The sequence below is a fragment of the Plantibacter sp. MCCC 1A11337 genome (assembly GCF_013349365.1).
Classification (GTDB): domain Bacteria; phylum Actinomycetota; class Actinomycetes; order Actinomycetales; family Microbacteriaceae; genus Plantibacter; species Plantibacter flavus_A.
This window is the reverse complement of the sequence record NZ_JABJWX010000002.1, coordinates 728,618-745,558: the sequence shown is the minus strand read 5'-3', so window position 1 is coordinate 745,558 and position 16,941 is coordinate 728,618. Positions and strand designations below refer to the sequence as shown.

Here is a 16,941-nt window from a genome sequence, read left to right as displayed (position 1 = left end):
CATGCAGCGCGGACGACTCCGGGTGCTCCTCGGCGCGGCCCCCGGCGTCGGCAAGACGTACGCGATGCTCGAGGAGGGTCACCGTCTCGCCGCGGAGGGCGTCGACGTGGTCGTCGCGGTCGTCGAGACCCACGGCCGGGCCGCGACCGCCGCCCTGACGGAGGGGCTCGAGACCTTGCCGCGTCGGGGCGTGGAGCACCGGGGCGTGACGCTCGACGAGATGGACCTCGAGGCCGTCCTCGCGCGCCGCCCCGGACTCGCGCTCGTGGACGAACTGGCCCACACGAACGCCCCCGGTTCAACGAACGACAAGCGCTGGCAGGACGTGGAGGCCCTGCTCGCCGCCGGTGTCTCCGTGCTCTCGACGGTGAACATCCAGCACATCGAGTCGCTCAACGACGTCGTCCGGCAGATCACCGGGGTGCCGCAGCGGGAGACGATCCCTGACGCCGTGCTGCGGGCGGCCGACCAGATCGAACTCATCGACCTCGCTCCACAGGCCCTCCGCGACCGGCTCGCCGGCGGCCGGGTCTACCCGGCCGAACGGATCGACGCCGCACTGTCCAACTACTTCCGCCTCGGCAACCTCACGGCACTGCGCGAGTTGGCGCTGCTGTGGCTGGCCGACGAGGTCGATTCCGCCCTCCGCGACTACCGCGCCGAACACGGCATCGACAGCACCTGGGAGGCGCGTGAGCGGGTCGTCGTGGCCCTCACCGGCGGACCGGAGGGCGAGACCCTGCTCCGGCGCGGCGCCCGGATCGCAGCCCGCTCCTCCGGTGGTGAACTCATCGCGGTGCATGTGACGACGCAGGACGGCCTCCGCACCGCGAACCCCGGCGCACTCGCGCAGCAGCGAGCGCTCGTCGACACCCTCGGCGGCACCTTCCACCAGGTCGTCGGCGACGACGTGCCTCGTGCGCTCGTGGACTTCGCGAAGGCGGCGAACGCGACGCAGCTCGTCATCGGCGTCAGCCGGCGCAGTCGCCTGTCCGCCGCGGTCACGGGGCCCGGCATCGGCAACACGGTCATCCGCGAGTCGGGCAACATCGACGTCCACATCGTCAACCACGAGGCGGCGGGCGGCCGGTTCCGACTGCCGAAGCTCGGCGGCGCCCTGAGCGCACGGCGCCACATCGCGGGCTTCGCGCTCGCGCTCATCGGCGGGCCGCTCGTCACCTGGCTCCTCCACCTCGCCCGCACCGAGGAGTCGATCACGAGCGAGGTGCTGTCCTACCAGCTCCTCGTCGTGCTCGTCGCGCTCGTCGGCGGGTTCTGGCCGGCGGTGTTCGCGGCCGTCCTGTCCGGGGTCACGCTCGACTTCGTCTTCGTCCAACCGCTCTACACCGTGACCATCGACGACCCGGCGCACCTCGTGGCGCTCGTGCTCTACGTCGTCATCGCGGTGATCGTGAGCGGGGTCGTCGACCTCTCGGCCCGGCGGGCTCGCACGGCCAGGCGCGCGGCCGCGGAGTCCGAGCTGCTCGCGACGGTCGCGGGCAGCGTGCTCCGCGGCGAGGGTGCCCTGCAGGCACTCGTCAGCCGGACCCGTGAGTCCTTCTCGCTCGCCGGGGTGCGCCTCGTCGCGGGTGAGCAGGTCCTCGCGGTCGACGGCGAACCGACCCGCGGCGGCGACTTCACGAGCGTCCCGATCGGCACCCGCGCGGTGCTCGAACTGCACGGTGGCGTGCTCGCCGCCTCCGACCGCCGCCTGCTCGCCGTCATCGCGGCGCAGCTCGACGCCTCGCTCGAGCACACCGATCTGCGCGCCACCGCCCAGGAGGTCGGCCCGCTGGCCGCGACCGACCGGGTGCGGAGCGCGCTGCTCTCGGCGGTCAGTCACGACCTCCGGCGCCCCCTCGCCGCCGCGACCGCCGCCGTCACCGGACTGCGCGCGACCGACGTCGAACTCACCACGGCGGACCGCCGCGACCTCCTCGAAACCGCGGACGACAGCCTGCGCACGCTCGCGGCCCTCGTCACCAACCTGCTCGACGTCAGTCGCCTCCAGGCCGGTGTCCTCGCCGTGACCGTCGCACCGATCGACGTCGAGGACGCGATCCTGCCGGCCTTCGACGAGCTCGGCATCGGCCCGCACGACGCCGAGCTCGATCTCGCACCCGAGCTGCCACCCGTCCTCGCGGACGCCGGCCTCCTCCAGCGGGTCATCGTGAACCTCCTGACGAACGCGCAGCGTTTCAGTCCCGACGACACCCCCGTCCGGATCGCGACGAGCGGGTTCCGCGACGCCGTCGAGATCCGCATCGTGGATCACGGCCCGGGCATCGCACCCGACCGGCGGGAGGACGTGTTCGTCCCCTTCCAGCGGCTCGGCGACACCGACAACCTCACCGGTCTCGGCCTGGGGCTCGCGCTGTCGAAGGGCTTCGTCGAGGGGATGGGTGGCACACTCGAACCGGAGGACACGCCGGGTGGGGGTCTCACCATGGTGGTGTCGCTGCCGGCGGCACGTGATCAGGAGGGGAGCGCTCGATGAAGATCCTCATCGCCGACGACGACCCGCAGATCCTCCGGGCCCTGCGCATCACGCTCACCGCCCGCGGCTACGAGATCATCACGGCCGAGGACGGCACCGCTGCGCTCAACGCCGCGACGACGCACCGCCCCGACCTGTACCTGCTCGACCTCGGCATGCCCGGGCTCGACGGGCGGCAGGTGATCGAGGGCCTCCGCGGCTGGACCGACGCGCCGATCCTCGTGGTGTCCGGTCGTGCCGGCTCGACGGACAAGGTCGAGGCGCTCGACGCCGGAGCCGACGACTACGTGACGAAGCCGTTCGCGATCGACGAACTGCTCGCCAGGGTCCGCGCGCTCACCCGACGGGTCCCCGGTGCCGAGGCCGAACCCACCGTGCGGTTCGGCGACATCGTGGTCGACCTCGCCGCGAAGCAGGTCACCAGCCAGATCGCTGGTGCGACCCCGGTCACCGTCCGCCTGACGCCGACGGAGTGGCAGGTGCTCGAGCTGCTGATCCGGAACGCCGGCAAGCTCGTGACCCGGCAGATGCTGCTCACGGAGATCTGGGGTCCGACGCACGTGACCGACACCGGCTACCTGCGCCTCTACATCGCGCAGCTGCGGAAGAAGCTCGAGCCGGAGCCGGCCACCCCCCGCCATCTGCTCACCGAGGCCGGCATGGGGTACCGCTTCCAACTCTGAGCGAGGGCACGCGTCGCGACGGGCAGGGTAACAGGTTGCAGCGCCTGTGGCCATGCCCCCGGAATCGCAGCTTGCACGCGTACCGTCGCAGTCGCGTCCGGGTTTTCCGGACGAGACCCGTGCAGGTACCGCAGCACCAGAGAGGATGGCGCCCATGACGCAGATCATCGAAACCATCGACGTGGACGTTCCCGTCTCCGTCGCCTACAACCAGTGGACCCGCTTCGAGGACTTCCCGAAGTTCCTCGACGAGGTCGAGTCGATCACGCAGGTCACCGACACGCTCACCGAGTGGACGGTGAGCGTCGCCGGCCAGACCCGCACCTTCGAAGCGGAGATCACCGAGCAGCACCCGGACGAGCGCGTCGCCTGGAACAGCACGGGCGGCGAGGCGGACCACGCCGGCGTCGTCACCTTCCACCGCCTGGAGGACGCCAAGACGCGCGTCACCGTGCAGCTGGACTGGGAGCCCAAGGGCCTCCTCGAGCACCTCGGTTCCGCCGTCGGTGTGGCCGGACATGCGGTGAAGAAGGACCTCGGCAACTTCAAGCAGCTCGTCGAGACCGAAGGTCAGACCGGTCAGGGATGGCGTGGCGATGTCGAATAACGGACCCGAGTCGGACGCGCAGCGCGCACACGACGACGACATCGAGCAGGCCGTGACGAAGCCCGAGGAGGTCGATCCCGAGACGGGGACCGACGCCGAGGGCGATCCCGTCGAGAACCCCTCGGGCTGATCATCTGATTCCTGCCAATCAGCACTCCCACCGCCTCTAGGCTCGGAGCATGAGTGCTCGCGCCGGTCAGGCGAACCCCCGCCCCGCGCTGTCCGCCCCTCTTCGGCGGCGGCGCGGGGCGATCTTCGTCTTCATGCTGACCCTCGGGGTCGGCCTGTCATCCTTCATCGTCCGGACGCCCGCTGTCCGCGACCTCGTGCATGCGAGCACCGCCGAGATGGGGCTCATCCTCTTCGGCATCTCGATCGGTTCGATGACGGGCGTCCTGTCCTCGGCGGCGTTCGTCCGCCGCTTCGGCGCCCGACGCCCGATCCTCATCGGTGGTACCGCCTTCGTCACGGGGCTCGCCCTCCTCGCCCTCATGGCGGGTGCCGGCCAAGGCTTGGGCGTGTTCGTCGGGCTGGTCGGCATCGGCCTCGGTTTCGGCCTTGCAGAGATCGCGATCAACATCGAGGGTGCGACGATCGAGCAGCTGTCCGGACGGTCCATCCTGCCCGTGCTCCACGGCTGCTACAGCCTCGGCTCCGTCATCGGATCCGTCGCCGGCATCGCGCTCACGGCGATCGCCTTCCCCGTGACCATCCACCTGCTGATCGTCGTGGCCGTGGCCCTCGCGGCGCTGCTGTGGGCGATCCCGAAGATCCCGGCCGACACGGGACGTCAGACGGACACGGGGATCGGCTCCCCCGGCATCCGCGCGCAGCTCGCGGTGTGGCGACAGCAGCGTGTGATCTTCCTCGGACTCATCGTGCTCGCCCTCGCGCTGGCGGAGGGCGCCGCCGGCGACTGGTTGCCGCTCATCATGGTCGACGGGCACGGCACCACGGCGGCCGTCGGATCGATCGTCTTCGCCGGGTTCGCTCTCGCCATGACGATCGGTCGTTTCGCCGGTGAACCGCTCCTCGCCCGCTTCGGGAAGGCCAACGTGCTGCGGGTGAGCGCGCTGGTGTCGGCGGTCGGGATCGCGCTCGTCGTCTTCTCCGACAGCGTCCTCGTCGCGGGGCTCGCGGTCCTGCTCTGGGGGCTCGGTGCGGCCCTCGGCTTCCCCGTGACCCTCTCCGCGGCGGGTGAGAGCGACGATCCGACGACGACCGTCGGGGCGGTGGCCTCGGCCGGCTATGTCGCGTTCCTCGTCGGGCCGCCGCTGCTCGGGTTCCTCGGGGAGCATTTCGGTCTGCGCGGCGCGATGATCGTCGTGCTCGCCGTCGTCGTCCTGGCGTCGTTCCTGACGTCCGCGGCGAAGCCCCAGGCCCGGCAGCGGACGCCTTCACCTACCGGTCCCTGAGCACAACACCGACCCGGTCCCTGAGCAACACCGACCCGGTCCCTGAGCTTGTCGAAGGGCGCACTTCGACAAGCTCAGTGACCGGGACCGCTCAGAAGTGACCGGGTGCACTCAGCGACCGGGGCTACTCAGCGCGGGTGGCGCTTGGAGCGCCGGATGTACCCGGGCAACAGCACGCGGCCGGAGACACCCGAGCGGCGCGCGAGGATCTCGCCGAAGGTGACGCCCGCGGCGAGCGCGAGGCCGGTGAGCCCCGCCTGCAGGAGCTGCTCGAAGCCCTCCGAGCCCTGCTCGCCGTTCACGAGGGCGAGCATGCCGCGGTAGATCGCGAGCCCGGGCAGCAGTGGGACGATCCCACAGATCGTCAGGATGATCGCCGGGATCCGCAGCCGCGGGCCGAGCGCCTCCGCAGCGAACCCGATCACGAGTGCGGCGAGCGCACTGGCCGCCGCCGGGGCGACGCCGCTGCCGGAGACGAACACGAACACCGAGAACGCGATGGCGCCGGTCACGCCCGCGAAGAACGCCGCGCGGAGGGCCGCGTACGAGGCCATCGCCCAGGCTGCCGAGGCGACGGCCGCTCCGACGATCTGCACGGCGACCGGCCAGGGGCTCACGGGGAGGTCGAAGAGGACGAGCGAGATGCCGAGTCGTCGGGCGAGGTCGAGCACCCCACCGATGCCGACGACGATCCCGATGGTGAGGAGCATCACCTCGACGAGGCGTCCGCTTGCGGTGACCGGGAACCCGTTGATCGCGTCGTCGGCCGCCCCGACGAGTGAAGCGCCGGCGAGGAGGACGACGATGCCGGACGCCACGATGAGGGCTGGGGGCAGCGCGGAGAGGTCCGCCGGGACGTAGGGGCTGAGGATGGAGATGAGGACGGCGACCGTCGTGGCGATGGCCGCTCCGGTGAGTTGGAGGAAGAAAACGGGCAGCTTCCAGACGTTCAGGGCCCGGAACGCGCTGTCGATGAGTGCCGTGGTGGCTGCGGCGAGCAGCATCGAGACCACGCCGCCGCCGAGGAGGACGGCGACGGCCGCGGCCATGGTCGACAGCAGCACGGTGATGAAGCCGCGACGGTAGGTGCGACGGGCGGTGAGGATGCGGTCGAGGTCGCGATGGGCGGTGCCGAGGCGGGCGTGCAGTTCGTCGAGCACGTCCGCCTCCTCGTCGCGGGCGACGTCGGTGACGGTCATGATCGGCTCGGAGCGACGGGTGATCCCCTCGGCGACCACGACGACCTTCGCGAGCCGGTCGAAGTCTGCTGCGGGTGAACGCACGACGCGCAGCACCGTGACCCCAGGTGACCGCTCGGACCCGTCGTGCGCGATGAGGATGGAGGTGAAGGTGAGGTCGACCTGGCATTCGAGGTCGAACGCGCGGCAGACCCGACGGATGGCGTCGGTGACCTCGGCCGCTGCGGCCCCGAGCGCGAGCATCGACTCACCGATCCGGCCTGCCAATTCGAGCACCTCGCGCACGGGCCGTTCGGCGTTGAGGCGGACGACCGCCTGCTCGTCGACACCCTCCGGCGCCGCTCCTCGGACTCCCCCGGCCAGCTGACTCAGCAGCGAACGCATACCCACCCGCTCATCGTACGAGCCACCGGTGACCGCGGTCTCGCCCTGGCGTTCCGCAGTCGCCTGTGCGAGGCCGCGGACTCGTCCTCACGGCCGGGATCCTCGTGATCATCTCGAATGTCAGTGGTCCATGGTGGACTGGGGTCATGACCGAGACCGCCATGATCCAGGGCCCCGAGGCGCTCGAGCGCGAGGGGCATCCGGAGCATCCGAGCGATGCCTTCGCTGCTCGGATGGCGTCGTTCACCGACCGCTTCGTCGATCTCTCCAGGCGCCGCGCGGCGCTCGACGCCGAGGAGGCGCAGCTGCTGGCCGAGGCCTTCTCATACGCCGACGCCACAGCGTCAGCGCTCGTCTCCACGAGCACCACCTCGACCGACGCCCGCGATCTCGCGAGGCGGTCGATGTGCGCGTCGCTCGCGATCGCCACGAGGATGTCCGAGCCGACGCTCCAGGCACGGGTCGGCGACGCCGAGGCACTCGTCCACCACGCACCCGCCGTGCTCGAGGCCCTCGCGCACGGTTCCATCAGCGGCGGTCACGCCCGCGCGATCACCGACCAGCTGCGCGACGTCCCGGTGGAAGGCCACGCGGTGTTCCTGGAGCAGGTGCTGCCCGTCGCTCTCCGATCGACGACAGCACGCCTCCGGCAGCGCGCCAGGGTCGTTCGGGAACGGCTGCATCCCGAATCGATCACCGCCCGACGCACGCGCTCGATCACCGACCGCCGCGTCGAGCTCGAGGCTGCGGCCGACGGCATGGCCTGGCTGCACCTGTTCACCACGGCCCCGTTGGCACACGCGATCAGGAACCGCCTCGACGCCGTCGCGGTCCCGGCGCGGATCGCCGGCGACACTCGCACGCTCGCACAGCTGCGCGCCGACACCCTCGCGTCGCTCGCCGTCGCCGGCACGGTGAGCGACGACACAGGTCCCATCCCGGTCGACCCGGAGACGACCGGGACGTTCACGTGGCTCCCCGGTTCCGCACCGCTCGACGACGCCGCCAGGATCGCGGAGGAGGCGGTCGCCGCCGGGGCCGACCCCCTGCTCGCCGAGCCCGTCGGCATCGAGGGCCGCATCCGGGCCACCGTCCAGATGACCGTCCCGGCACTGTCCACCCTCGGCGTCACCGACGAACCCGGCGTGCTCGACGGCTACGGCCCGATCGACCCCGACACCGCCGCCCGACTCGCGGTCACCGCGCCCTCGATGACCCGCATCCTCACCCAACCGGAAACGGGAGCCGTCGTGTCCGTCGGACGCGAGCAGTACCGGGTCCCGGCCGACCTGGCGCGTGCCGTCCGTCTGCGAGACACCACGTGTCGGGCTCCGGGCTGCGGACGAGCCGCCCGGAACTGCGACCTCGACCACTCGATCGCCTGGCAGGACGGCGGCACGACAGCGGTCGACAACCTGGCCTGTCTCTGCCGACATCATCACCGACTGAAACACCTGCCGGGTTGGAACCTCGAGCACCACCCCGGCGGCATCCTCACCTGGACCACACCCGACGGCCGACGACACGAGACGAGACCCGAGCTCGCCGAGACCGGGTGAGTGCGAGCGCGCCGGACGATCCTCGCGCCCACGGTTACCATGGATACCCGTGACCAACCGCCGACTCCCGCTCCTCGCGCAGCTGCGCAGGCGCATGCCGCTCGTCCGACTCGGGACGGATCCCGCCGAGTCGGAGACGTCGCTCCGCCGATCGCTCGGCGTCTGGCAGCTCACGATGATCAGCGTCGGCGCGACGCTCGGCACCGGGATCTTCGTCGTCCTCGGCACCGCCGTCCCGCTCGCCGGACCCGCCGTCTGGATCGCGTTCGCGGTCGCCGGACTCGCAGCACTCCTGTCGGCCCTGTCCTACGCCGAGATGGCCGGGTCGGTGCCGGTCTCCGGATCCAGCTACTCCTACGCCTACGCGACCATGGGTGAGGGCGTCGCCTGGGTGTGCGGGTGGTGCCTCGTCCTCGAGTACGGCGTTTCCGTCGCCGCGGTCGCCGTCGGCGCCGGGCAGTACGTGAACGAAGCGCTCGCGGTCTTCGGCCTGGGACTGCCGCCGGCACTCGCGAACCCGATCGGCGTCGCCGACGGGCTGATCAACCTGCCGGCCGCGGCCCTCGTCCTGCTCGCGATGCTGCTGCTCGTCCGCGGCGCGAAGGACAGCGCCTGGGCGAACACGATCATGGTGTTCGTGAAGCTCGCCGTGCTGCTCGTCTTCGTCGTCATCGCGTTCTCGGCGTTCTCCCTCGGCAACTTCGAACCGCTCGCACCCATGGGTGTCGCCGGTGTCGCGGCAGCCTCCAGCCGGCTGTTCTTCTCCTACATCGGGTTCGATGCGGCATCGACCGCCGGCGATGAGGCGACGAACCCGCGTCGCGACCTGCCGCGCGCGATCATCCTGTCGATGGTGATCGTCACCGCCGTCTACATCCTGGTCGCCATCGCCGCGATCGGTGCCCGCCCGTGGACCGCCTTCGCGGACGACGAGTCCGCGTTCGTCGGCATCCTCACCGAGATCACCGGGCAGCCGATCGTCGCGCTCTTCTTCTCCATCGGCGCGGTCATCGCGATCGCGAGCGTCGTGCTCACCGTCTACTACGGGCAGACGCGCATCCTGTACCGGATGGCGCAGGACGGCATGGTGCCGCGGGTGTTCTCGCGCGTCGGTCGCCGCAGCGGGACGCCCGTCGCCGGGACCGTCATCGTCGGTGCGGTCGTCGCGGTGGTCGCCGCCCTCATCCCCCTCGGCGAACTCGCCGACGCCACGAGCATCGGCACACTGTTCGCGTTCGCCCTCGTGAACCTCTCGGTCATCCTGCTGCGTCGCCTACGCCCCGACCTCGACCGCAGCTACTCCGTCCCGCTGTTCCCGGTGGTCCCCGCGCTCGGCATCGTCATGTGCCTCGGGCTCATGGTGTCGCTCGGCGGGACGACCTGGATCGTGTTCCTCGTCTGGATGCTCGTCGGCGCGGCGCTCTACCTCGGGTACGGACGCCGGCACTCGACGGTCGGCGCCCTCAGCGACGAGGAGTACGCCGAGGCGATCGCAGCGGAGGACACGTCGCAGAGGTGATGTCCGGGGCCTAGATGACGCCCTGTTACGCGAGGGGCCGATTGCCAGGCGACGTCCGGGACTCGTAATGCAGGATCGTGCGTATGACCCGACAGATCCGATTCAACGCCTTCGACATGAACTGCGTCGCCCACCAGGCGTCGGGGATGTGGCGCCACCCAGACGACCGCTCGAGCACCTACAAGGACCTCTCCTACTGGACGGACCTGGCGCAGCTGCTCGAGCGCGGCAACTTCGACGGCATCTTCATCGCCGACGTCCTCGGCACCTACGACGTCTACGGCGACAGCAACGAGGCCGCGATCCGCAACGGCGCACAGGTGCCGGTGAACGACCCGATCCTGCTCGTGTCGGCGATGGCCGCGGTGACGAAGCACCTCGGCTTCGGCGTCACGGCCGGCACCGCGTACGAGCACCCGTACCCGTTCGCGCGACGCATGTCAACGCTCGACCACCTGACGAAGGGGCGGGTCGGTTGGAACGTCGTCACCGGCTACCTGCCGAGTGCGGCGCGCAACATGGGGCACGACGACCAGCTCGAGCACGACGAGCGGTACGACGTCGCCGACGAGTACCTCGAGGTCCTCTACAAGCTGTGGGAGGGCTCGTGGGAGGACGACGCCGTCGTGCGCGACCGCGAGACGGGCGTGTTCACCGACCCGACGAAGGTCCACGAGATCGGGCACTTCGGCAAGCACTACACGGTGCCCGGCATCCACCTGTCCGAGCCGTCCACGCAGCGGACGCCGGTCATCTACCAGGCCGGTGCGTCGCCGCGCGGCATCCGGTTCGCCGCCGGCAACGCGGAGGCGATCTTCGTCGGTGCGTCGACGAAGGCGGGCTTGAAGGCGACGGTCGGCCGCATCCGCGACGCCCTGGAGGCCGCCGGTCGCGACCGGTACTCGGCGAAGATCTACACGCTGCTGACGATCATCACCGACGAGACGAGCGAGAAGGCCCAGGCGAAGCACGAGGACTACCTGCAGTACGCGTCGCAGGAGGGTGCGCTCGTGTTCATGTCGGGCTGGATGGGCATCGACCTGTCGCAGTACGACCCGGAGGAGCCGATCGGCAACGTGAAGAGCAACGCCATCCAGTCGGCGGTCGCCAACTACCAGGCGGCCAACGAAGAGGGTGGCGAGTTCAAGGTGAAGGACATCGCGCGCATGGGGGCGATCGGTGGGCTCGGTCCGCGGATCGTCGGCAGTGCGTCGGAGATCGCCGACACCCTGCAGGAGTGGGTGGAGGAGACCGACGTCGACGGCTTCAACCTCGCCTACGCGATCACGCCCGGCACCTTCGAGGACATCGTCGAGTTCGTCATCCCCGAGCTGCGTCGTCGTGGCGCTTACCCCGAGGAGTACGTCGAGGGCAGCCTGCGCCACAAGCTCCACGGCCGTGGTGACCGTCTCCCCGAGGAGCACACCGGCGCCCGCTACCGCTACACGAGCTGACTCCCGGTCCCTGAGCCTGTCGAAGGGCACCACGCACCCAACCGGCTGCGACCCGCACCCCCCAACCACCCCGGTCCCTGAGCCTGTCGAAGGGCACCACGCACCCAACCGACAGCGACCCGCTCCCCCAACCCTCCGGTCCCTGAGCCTGTCGAAGGGCACCGCGGACACACCCCGCCCTTCGACAAGCTCAGGGACCGAGGAGCACCTCGCTCAGGGACCGAGCCTCACCCGATCAGCGCGCTTCGAGCCACTCCCGCACAGCCGCTTCGAACGCCTCCGGCGCGACGTTCCACTCCAAGCCGTGCGGCGCAGCGTCGACCTCGACGAGCTCGAATGAGGGTGAGCTGCGAGCAACGGCCCGCGTGAGCTCCACGGGGATCGTCGTGTCGCCGGGCGAGTGGATCGCGAGCGTCGGCAGGTCGTCGATCGGCCCGGCGGACAGCGCGCGGACCGGAACCGCGCCGCGCACCCCGGCGGATCGCGCCAGCACCGGCGTCGAGAGCACGGCGAGCGCCGAGTGCACGAGCGCCCGCGGCACCCCGGCGACCGCAGCCGCATGGAGCACCGTCTCGCTGAGGCCGAGCATCGGCGAGATGAGGATCGCGCCCTGCACCACCTCTGGTCGCTCGCGTGCCGCCGCGAGGCTCAGGGCGGCGCCGTAGGACCAGCCGCAGACGATCACCCGTCGAGCACCGAGCGCCACGGCGTCGTCGATGGCCGCCACGACGCGGTTCACATCCGTGGCGTCAGCCCCGGAGCGACGCTCGGCGAACGCGGACCCGAGGCAGGCGACGAGCGACGGTAGTCCCGCGCGCTGCACGGCCTGCACGGAGCGGAGCGTCGCGAGTGGCGAGGCCCCGAGCCCGTGGGTGTGCACGACCCAGGTGTTGTCAGGTGAGGCGCTGTCGGCATCGCCGTCGAACCGCCATGCCCCTGACGGTGACCTCGGCACGCGCGCCTCGTCCACCCCGAGGTCCGCGGGTGTCACAGCCGCCCCGGTGAACCGCGCACGGGTAGCCCCGGCGGGAACCTGGCCGTTGACGACCGCTCGCATCACGGACCCGTCGGTCGTCTCGCGGCCGATCACCGGTCCGACGATGACCCGCGAGCCGTCGTCGAACTCGAGCCCATACCGTCCCGGCAGCGCGGTGGCAGCGTTCCGTTCGAGCCGCACGGTCGTGCGCGACGAGGTCGGCAACACCTCGCTGTAGTGCACTCGTCCGGCCCCGATGACGCGTCGGGCGACCATCGCGCTCGCGACCCCGAACCCCGCGACCGCAACGGTGGCGAGGCCGGCCACGACGACACCTGCACTGCGCTTCACGTCACACCCTCGATCCCGTCCCACTCGGGGAACGGTGAACCAGCCTAGCTGCGGCCCCTGAGCCGAACCCCGGTCCCGGGCTATCCCCGGTCCCTGAGCCGAACCCCGGTCCCTGAGCCTGTCGAAGGGCACACGACCACACCCCACCCTTCGACAGGCTCAGGGACCAGCAGAACCCATCCCGATCCGCCGGGCCATCCCGTCCCGGTCCCTGGCCATCTCCGGTCCCTGGCCATCTCCGGTCCCAGGCCATCTCCGGTCCCTGGCCACCTCCGGTCCCTGGCCACCTCCGGTCCCTGGCCATCTCCGGTCCCTGGCCACCTCCGGTCCCTGGCCACCTCCGGTCCCTGGCCACCTCCGGTCCCTGAGCCTGTCGAAGGGCATACGAGGGCCCTCCTCCCTTCGACAAGCTCAGGTACCGGGAGGGGGCGAGGCCCGAGTCCATACGGAGCACCGCCGGGTCATGTACGATTACTCAGGACGCTCCGGCGCCACGCGGATGTAGTTCAATGGTAGAACTTCAGCTTCCCAAGCTGATAGCGCGGGTTCGATTCCCGTCATCCGCTCCAATTCCCGTGCGGGAGTTCGACGTAGACCCCTGCTCGGTGATGCGGCCGACGGCGACGCCTCCCCCGACGCGCTCAGCTGTGCGTCGTGTTCGCCCGCATCTCCTCGACGGTCATCTCCGGCGCACCGCCGGCGGCCGCCTCCGGGTCCATCCAGACGAAGTCCCAGTGGTGGCCGTCGAGGTCGTCGAAGCTCTTCGAGTACATGAAGCCATGGTCTTGTTCGCCGGCAGGCGTCGCCCCGCTCGCGATGGCCCGCTCGAACATCGAATCGACGTCGGCTCTGCTCTCAGCGCTGAGCGCGAGCTGCACCTCAGAGGAGGTGGTGGCGTCGATGATCGACTTGCTCGTGAACTCCGCGAAGAACTCCCGCGTGAGCAGCATCGCCGTGATCGTGTCGCTGATGACCACGCTGATGGCGTTCTCGTCGCTGAACCCCTCATTGATCGAGTAGCCGAGTGCCTCGAAGAACACGCGTGACCGGTCCAGGTCGCTGACGGGAAGATTGACGAAGATCATGGTGGACATCGGGGCCGTCTCTCTCGAGGGTGCCGGCGGTCCGTTACCGTCGGTCGCTTTCGAATGATGACGACGATGGTCGACGACGTCAAGAGAGATCCGACGAGCGCGGCGCGACGGTTCGTCGCCATCCTCGACCGGCTGTGCATCGACGGTCACGTCACTCGCTCACGCGCATCCGACCGAGGTCACGGGATGCCTGACGCTGACACGGTGTCGGTCACCGAGCTCCAGCAGCCGGTCGCCCCAGCCTGACCGGGCGCCGGTCCTCCGACCCAGCGGCCACGAGGAACGCCGCAGCACTCGGGACACCACCGTGACGCTGGTCCGACAGCGGCTGTGGCGATAGCGTGTCACGCATGAACCGGAAGCAACGCCGTCACCGCACGGCCGGACGATGGTGCATCGGCGCGGGAATCGCGCTCATCCTCGCGTCGATCCCGCAGTTCGCCTTCGGCATCCCGGTCTCAGAGGGGTTCGCACCAGCGGGGCTCTCGCTCGGACCGCTCGCCCTCATCTGCGGCTTCGTCCTGTACCACTCCGGACGACCGGGTCCGGGCGACGGGACCTTCGATGACAGTTCCACGTTCCGCAACCTCGACCTGCCGACGAACCTCGATCACTAGGCGAATCCCCGCGCGAAGGGGCCGCCAAACGGGCTCCTGAAGGCGTGGTCGACGTCAACCGCTTACGACGGCTTCCGACCATCGCGTACGGCGCGATCCGTTCACTCAGAACCGGGAGATCATGGCCACGGTGTTCGCCGTGTTCACGGCGTTGACGGCGTTCACGGCGGCAGTCATGGCGATGGCTCCGGCCTGCGCGGCCCGCACGAGGTGGTTCGCCACCCAGAGCACGAACACGGCCTCGGCCACCGGCATCTGTGGCGGCACGACGAGCGCCCCGCCAGGAACCCCCTCGACGCGTCCGAAGAGGACCGCCCCGACGAGCTCGAACAGGTGCGGGGCGATGTCGGTCCGCCACCGCAGCTCGAACGAGCCGGAGGGAGTGGCGACGCGCCAGGTGCGATCCGATGTCCGCGTGGCATGCATCCACCGGGTGGGGCCGACGTCGGCGTGCAGGGTGCTGAGCATCCCGTCTCCGCCGTACTGCCACTCGTCGACGCCGACCCGGTAGCGGTCCTGCCCGATCCAGCCCGCCACGGCCATTCCGTCTGCCGAGACGACCCCGGCGATCTCGCGGTATTCCACGGCACGATGCTAGCCCGAGCCGGCACGCGGTGCACCCGGGAACCGCGCTTGTCCTCAGGGCCGGACGCCCACCGCTCGAATCCCGCGTGATGTCCTCACACGAGGATCGGACGAGACTCAGTGCTCGTCGTAGTGCTCGCCGTGCGCGGCGTGCTGGTGGCCGTCGTGGAGGTAGTCGACGTGACCGTCGTGGTCGACGGCGTCGTGACCGCACGCCGCACCGTGCTCGTGGTCGGCGACGGTGTGCTCGGCGACACTCTCGTGCTCGTCGTAGTGACCGTCGTGCAGAGCGTGATGTTGCGTGCCGTGCACGTAGTCGGTGTGGTCGTCGTGCTGGACGGCCTCGTGGCCGCAATCCGTTCCGTGCTCGTGCTCGTGGACGGAGTGCTCGGCGTGGATGTCAGTCGTGCTCATGGTTGCCTTTCGAAGGAGGAGATGAGGTGTCGCGATGGACGGCGACGCTTGACCAGTACATCTCACTCATAAGCGAATTGCAATACATGCACCTAAACGATAGTGGTTCTCGCTATCCCTCGAGCGCGTGCTGCACGGCATCGTCGACGATGTGCGAGACGTGCACGTCAGCGACGTCGTAGTGCGCCTCTCGACCGATCCGCTGCACCGAGACGAGGCCGGCCGAGCGCAGCGTCCGCAGGTGCTGCGAGACCAACGGCTGCGACAACTGGCTCTGTTCGGCGAGTTGGCCGACCGTGGATGTGCCGCCGGCCAGGATGCGCAGCAACCGCAACCGCGAGGAGGAGGACAGCGCCTTGAACAACTCGGCCGCAGGTTCGAGATCCTCGTTCATCTGTACATATAAGCAGATGTGAATGCATCGGGATCGTCTGAACCCTCGAAGACCCCGTTCGATGTCAGTGCTCTGGATCGTCACCCTGAGGATTAGGCTGGGCGACTGTGCTCGATGGACCGCTGATCGCCGAATGGCTCCCCGTCTCGGTGGCCGCGCTCATCCTCCTCCTCGTTGCGGCCGGAGTGGCCGGCTGGGTCGACGCGGTCGTCGGCGGCGGCGGGCTGATCCAGCTGCCCGCGCTCGTCATCGCCGTTCCGAACGACGTCGCGACCCCGTTCATCCTGGGCACGAACAAGCTGTCGTCGTTCTTCGGCACCCTGTCGGCGAGCTGGGTGTACCTGCGCAAGATCAGGGTGCGGCTCGCGCTACTGGTGCCTCTCGTCGCCGGGGCCTACGCCGGGTCGACCGTCGGTGCCGCCCTCTCGCGGTACGTCCCTCGCGACGTGTTGACGCCCGTCGTGCTCGTCGCCGTGATCGCCGTGGCGCTGTACACCCTGTTCAAGCCGACCATGGGCCTGCACCACGAACCCCGCCATGAGCGCGCCACCGCCGTCGCCTGGCGGGCGGCGATGATCGGCCTGCTGGTGGGCTTCTATGACGGCATCCTCGGACCGGGAACGGGTTCGTTCTTCGTCATCCTCATCGTCGGCGTGCTCGGCTACGGCTTCCTGCAGGCCAGCGTGAACGCGAAGATCGCCAACCTCACCACGAACCTCGCCGCCCTCGTCGTGTACGGGGTGCACGGCGAGGTCCTGCTCGCGCTCGGTCTCGCCATGGCCGTCATGAACATCACCGGCGGGTTCATCGGCGCCCGTATGGCGACGAAACGCGGAAGCGGCTTCGTGCGCATCGTCTTCCTGGTGACGCTGTCCATCCTCATCGTGAAGCTCGCGTGGGACACCGTGACGCAATTCGCGGGTTCATGACCCATCCGGGACCTCCCCGCTCACCCTCGACCGACCGCGCGGACCAATCGGCAGACAGCTCATTTTGACCCCCATATGTGGGCCAAAATGAGGACAGGCGAGCTCTTGACCGACATGTGAGGTATTTGTACGCTCAAACTAAGGCGGGGGGCCGAGTAGAGAATCTCATTCCACGCTCTGGGACCGCAGGTCTCCCTGTCCGATTCTCTCAACCACGCACATCCCGCCTCGGGCGGATGCATGCGTTTCGCTGATCGAGCGCAC

General features: G+C 69.7%; 16 protein-coding genes and 1 tRNA gene. 11 read left to right on the top strand and 6 right to left on the bottom strand.

The features are described 5' to 3' along the window. Position 1 precedes the first annotated feature (1 nt). The 5 genes from HOW07_RS10875 (at position 2) to HOW07_RS10855 (ending at position 5,202) form a co-directional block, all read left to right on the top strand. Positions 2-2,497, top strand: coding sequence for a DUF4118 domain-containing protein (locus HOW07_RS10875; RefSeq protein ID WP_064295030.1), 2,496 nt, complete (start codon positions 2-4; stop codon positions 2,495-2,497). After that, positions 2,494-3,180, top strand: a complete 687-nt coding sequence (locus HOW07_RS10870) for a response regulator (protein WP_175116947.1) — start codon at positions 2,494-2,496, stop codon at positions 3,178-3,180. Before HOW07_RS10875 ends, HOW07_RS10870 begins: the two co-directional genes overlap by 4 nt. 154 nt (positions 3,181-3,334) lie before the next feature. Continuing rightward, positions 3,335-3,787 carry an SRPBCC family protein gene (locus tag HOW07_RS10865; RefSeq protein WP_071261699.1) on the top strand — a complete coding sequence of 151 codons (453 nt, stop codon included), beginning with the start codon at positions 3,335-3,337 and terminating at the stop codon, positions 3,785-3,787. After that, positions 3,777-3,917, top strand: a complete 141-nt coding sequence (locus HOW07_RS10860) for a hypothetical protein (protein WP_153303361.1) — start codon at positions 3,777-3,779, stop codon at positions 3,915-3,917. Before HOW07_RS10865 ends, HOW07_RS10860 begins: the two co-directional genes overlap by 11 nt. Positions 3,918-3,966: 49 nt before the next feature. Beyond that, entirely contained in the window at positions 3,967-5,202 is a 1,236-nt protein-coding gene (locus HOW07_RS10855; RefSeq protein WP_175116945.1) for an MFS transporter, read from the top strand. Positions 5,203-5,330: 128 nt separating this feature from the next. On the opposite strand, the gene HOW07_RS10850 is transcribed toward HOW07_RS10855, so the two are convergent. Further along, on the bottom strand, positions 5,331-6,785 hold the full coding sequence (locus HOW07_RS10850) for a threonine/serine exporter ThrE family protein (protein ID WP_079001064.1): 1,455 nt from the start codon (positions 6,783-6,785) through the stop codon (positions 5,331-5,333). Between the two features lie 146 nt (positions 6,786-6,931). On the opposite strand from HOW07_RS10850, the gene HOW07_RS19465 reads away from it, so the two are divergent. From HOW07_RS19465 to HOW07_RS10830, 3 genes are all read left to right on the top strand, one after another. Next, complete coding sequence (locus HOW07_RS19465) at positions 6,932-8,344, top strand: HNH endonuclease signature motif containing protein (protein WP_254628277.1); 1,413 nt, start codon at positions 6,932-6,934, stop codon at positions 8,342-8,344. A gap of 94 nt (positions 8,345-8,438) precedes the next feature. Continuing rightward, on the top strand, positions 8,439-9,863 hold the full coding sequence (locus tag HOW07_RS10835; RefSeq protein WP_175117192.1) for an APC family permease: 1,425 nt from the start codon (positions 8,439-8,441) through the stop codon (positions 9,861-9,863). Between the two features lie 83 nt (positions 9,864-9,946). Then, positions 9,947-11,317, top strand: a complete 1,371-nt coding sequence (locus HOW07_RS10830; protein ID WP_175116943.1) for an LLM class flavin-dependent oxidoreductase — start codon at positions 9,947-9,949, stop codon at positions 11,315-11,317. A 235-nt stretch (positions 11,318-11,552) separates the two neighbouring features. Here the strand turns inward: HOW07_RS10830 and HOW07_RS10825 are convergent, their stop codons facing one another. Continuing rightward, positions 11,553-12,644 carry an alpha/beta fold hydrolase gene (locus tag HOW07_RS10825; protein WP_175116942.1) on the bottom strand — a complete coding sequence of 364 codons (1,092 nt, stop codon included), beginning with the start codon at positions 12,642-12,644 and terminating at the stop codon, positions 11,553-11,555. A 495-nt stretch (positions 12,645-13,139) separates the two neighbouring features. Between HOW07_RS10825 and HOW07_RS10820 the strand changes: the two genes are divergently transcribed. Beyond that, positions 13,140-13,213: transfer RNA gene (locus HOW07_RS10820), tRNA-Gly, on the top strand. A 72-nt stretch (positions 13,214-13,285) separates the two neighbouring features. Here the strand turns inward: HOW07_RS10820 and HOW07_RS10815 are convergent. After that, positions 13,286-13,738: a VOC family protein gene (locus tag HOW07_RS10815; protein WP_175116940.1), complete on the bottom strand. Its 453-nt coding sequence runs from the start codon at positions 13,736-13,738 to the stop codon at positions 13,286-13,288. 350 nt (positions 13,739-14,088) lie between these two features. Here HOW07_RS10815 and HOW07_RS10810 point away from each other — a divergent pair, with 350 nt between their 5' ends. Further along, the gene (locus HOW07_RS10810) at positions 14,089-14,355 is read left to right on the top strand and encodes a hypothetical protein (protein WP_175116938.1); all 267 of its coding nucleotides are present in this window, start codon (positions 14,089-14,091) and stop codon (positions 14,353-14,355) included. 105 nt (positions 14,356-14,460) lie between these two features. On the opposite strand, the gene HOW07_RS10805 is transcribed toward HOW07_RS10810, so the two are convergent. The 3 genes from HOW07_RS10805 to HOW07_RS10795 all read right to left on the bottom strand — a co-directional run bounded on the left by HOW07_RS10805 (position 14,461) and on the right by HOW07_RS10795 (position 15,748). Further along, positions 14,461-14,940: a hypothetical protein gene (locus HOW07_RS10805; protein ID WP_175116936.1), complete on the bottom strand. Its 480-nt coding sequence runs from the start codon at positions 14,938-14,940 to the stop codon at positions 14,461-14,463. Between the two features lie 117 nt (positions 14,941-15,057). Continuing rightward, entirely contained in the window at positions 15,058-15,354 is a 297-nt protein-coding gene (locus HOW07_RS19460) for a hypothetical protein (protein WP_175116934.1), read from the bottom strand. 112 nt (positions 15,355-15,466) lie between these two features. Then, the gene (locus HOW07_RS10795) at positions 15,467-15,748 is read right to left on the bottom strand and encodes a helix-turn-helix transcriptional regulator (RefSeq protein ID WP_064295041.1); all 282 of its coding nucleotides are present in this window, start codon (positions 15,746-15,748) and stop codon (positions 15,467-15,469) included. A 107-nt stretch (positions 15,749-15,855) separates the two neighbouring features. On the opposite strand from HOW07_RS10795, the gene HOW07_RS10790 reads away from it, so the two are divergent. Continuing rightward, on the top strand, positions 15,856-16,677 hold the full coding sequence (locus HOW07_RS10790) for a TSUP family transporter (RefSeq protein WP_175116932.1): 822 nt from the start codon (positions 15,856-15,858) through the stop codon (positions 16,675-16,677). Positions 16,678-16,941: the final 264 nt, after the last annotated feature.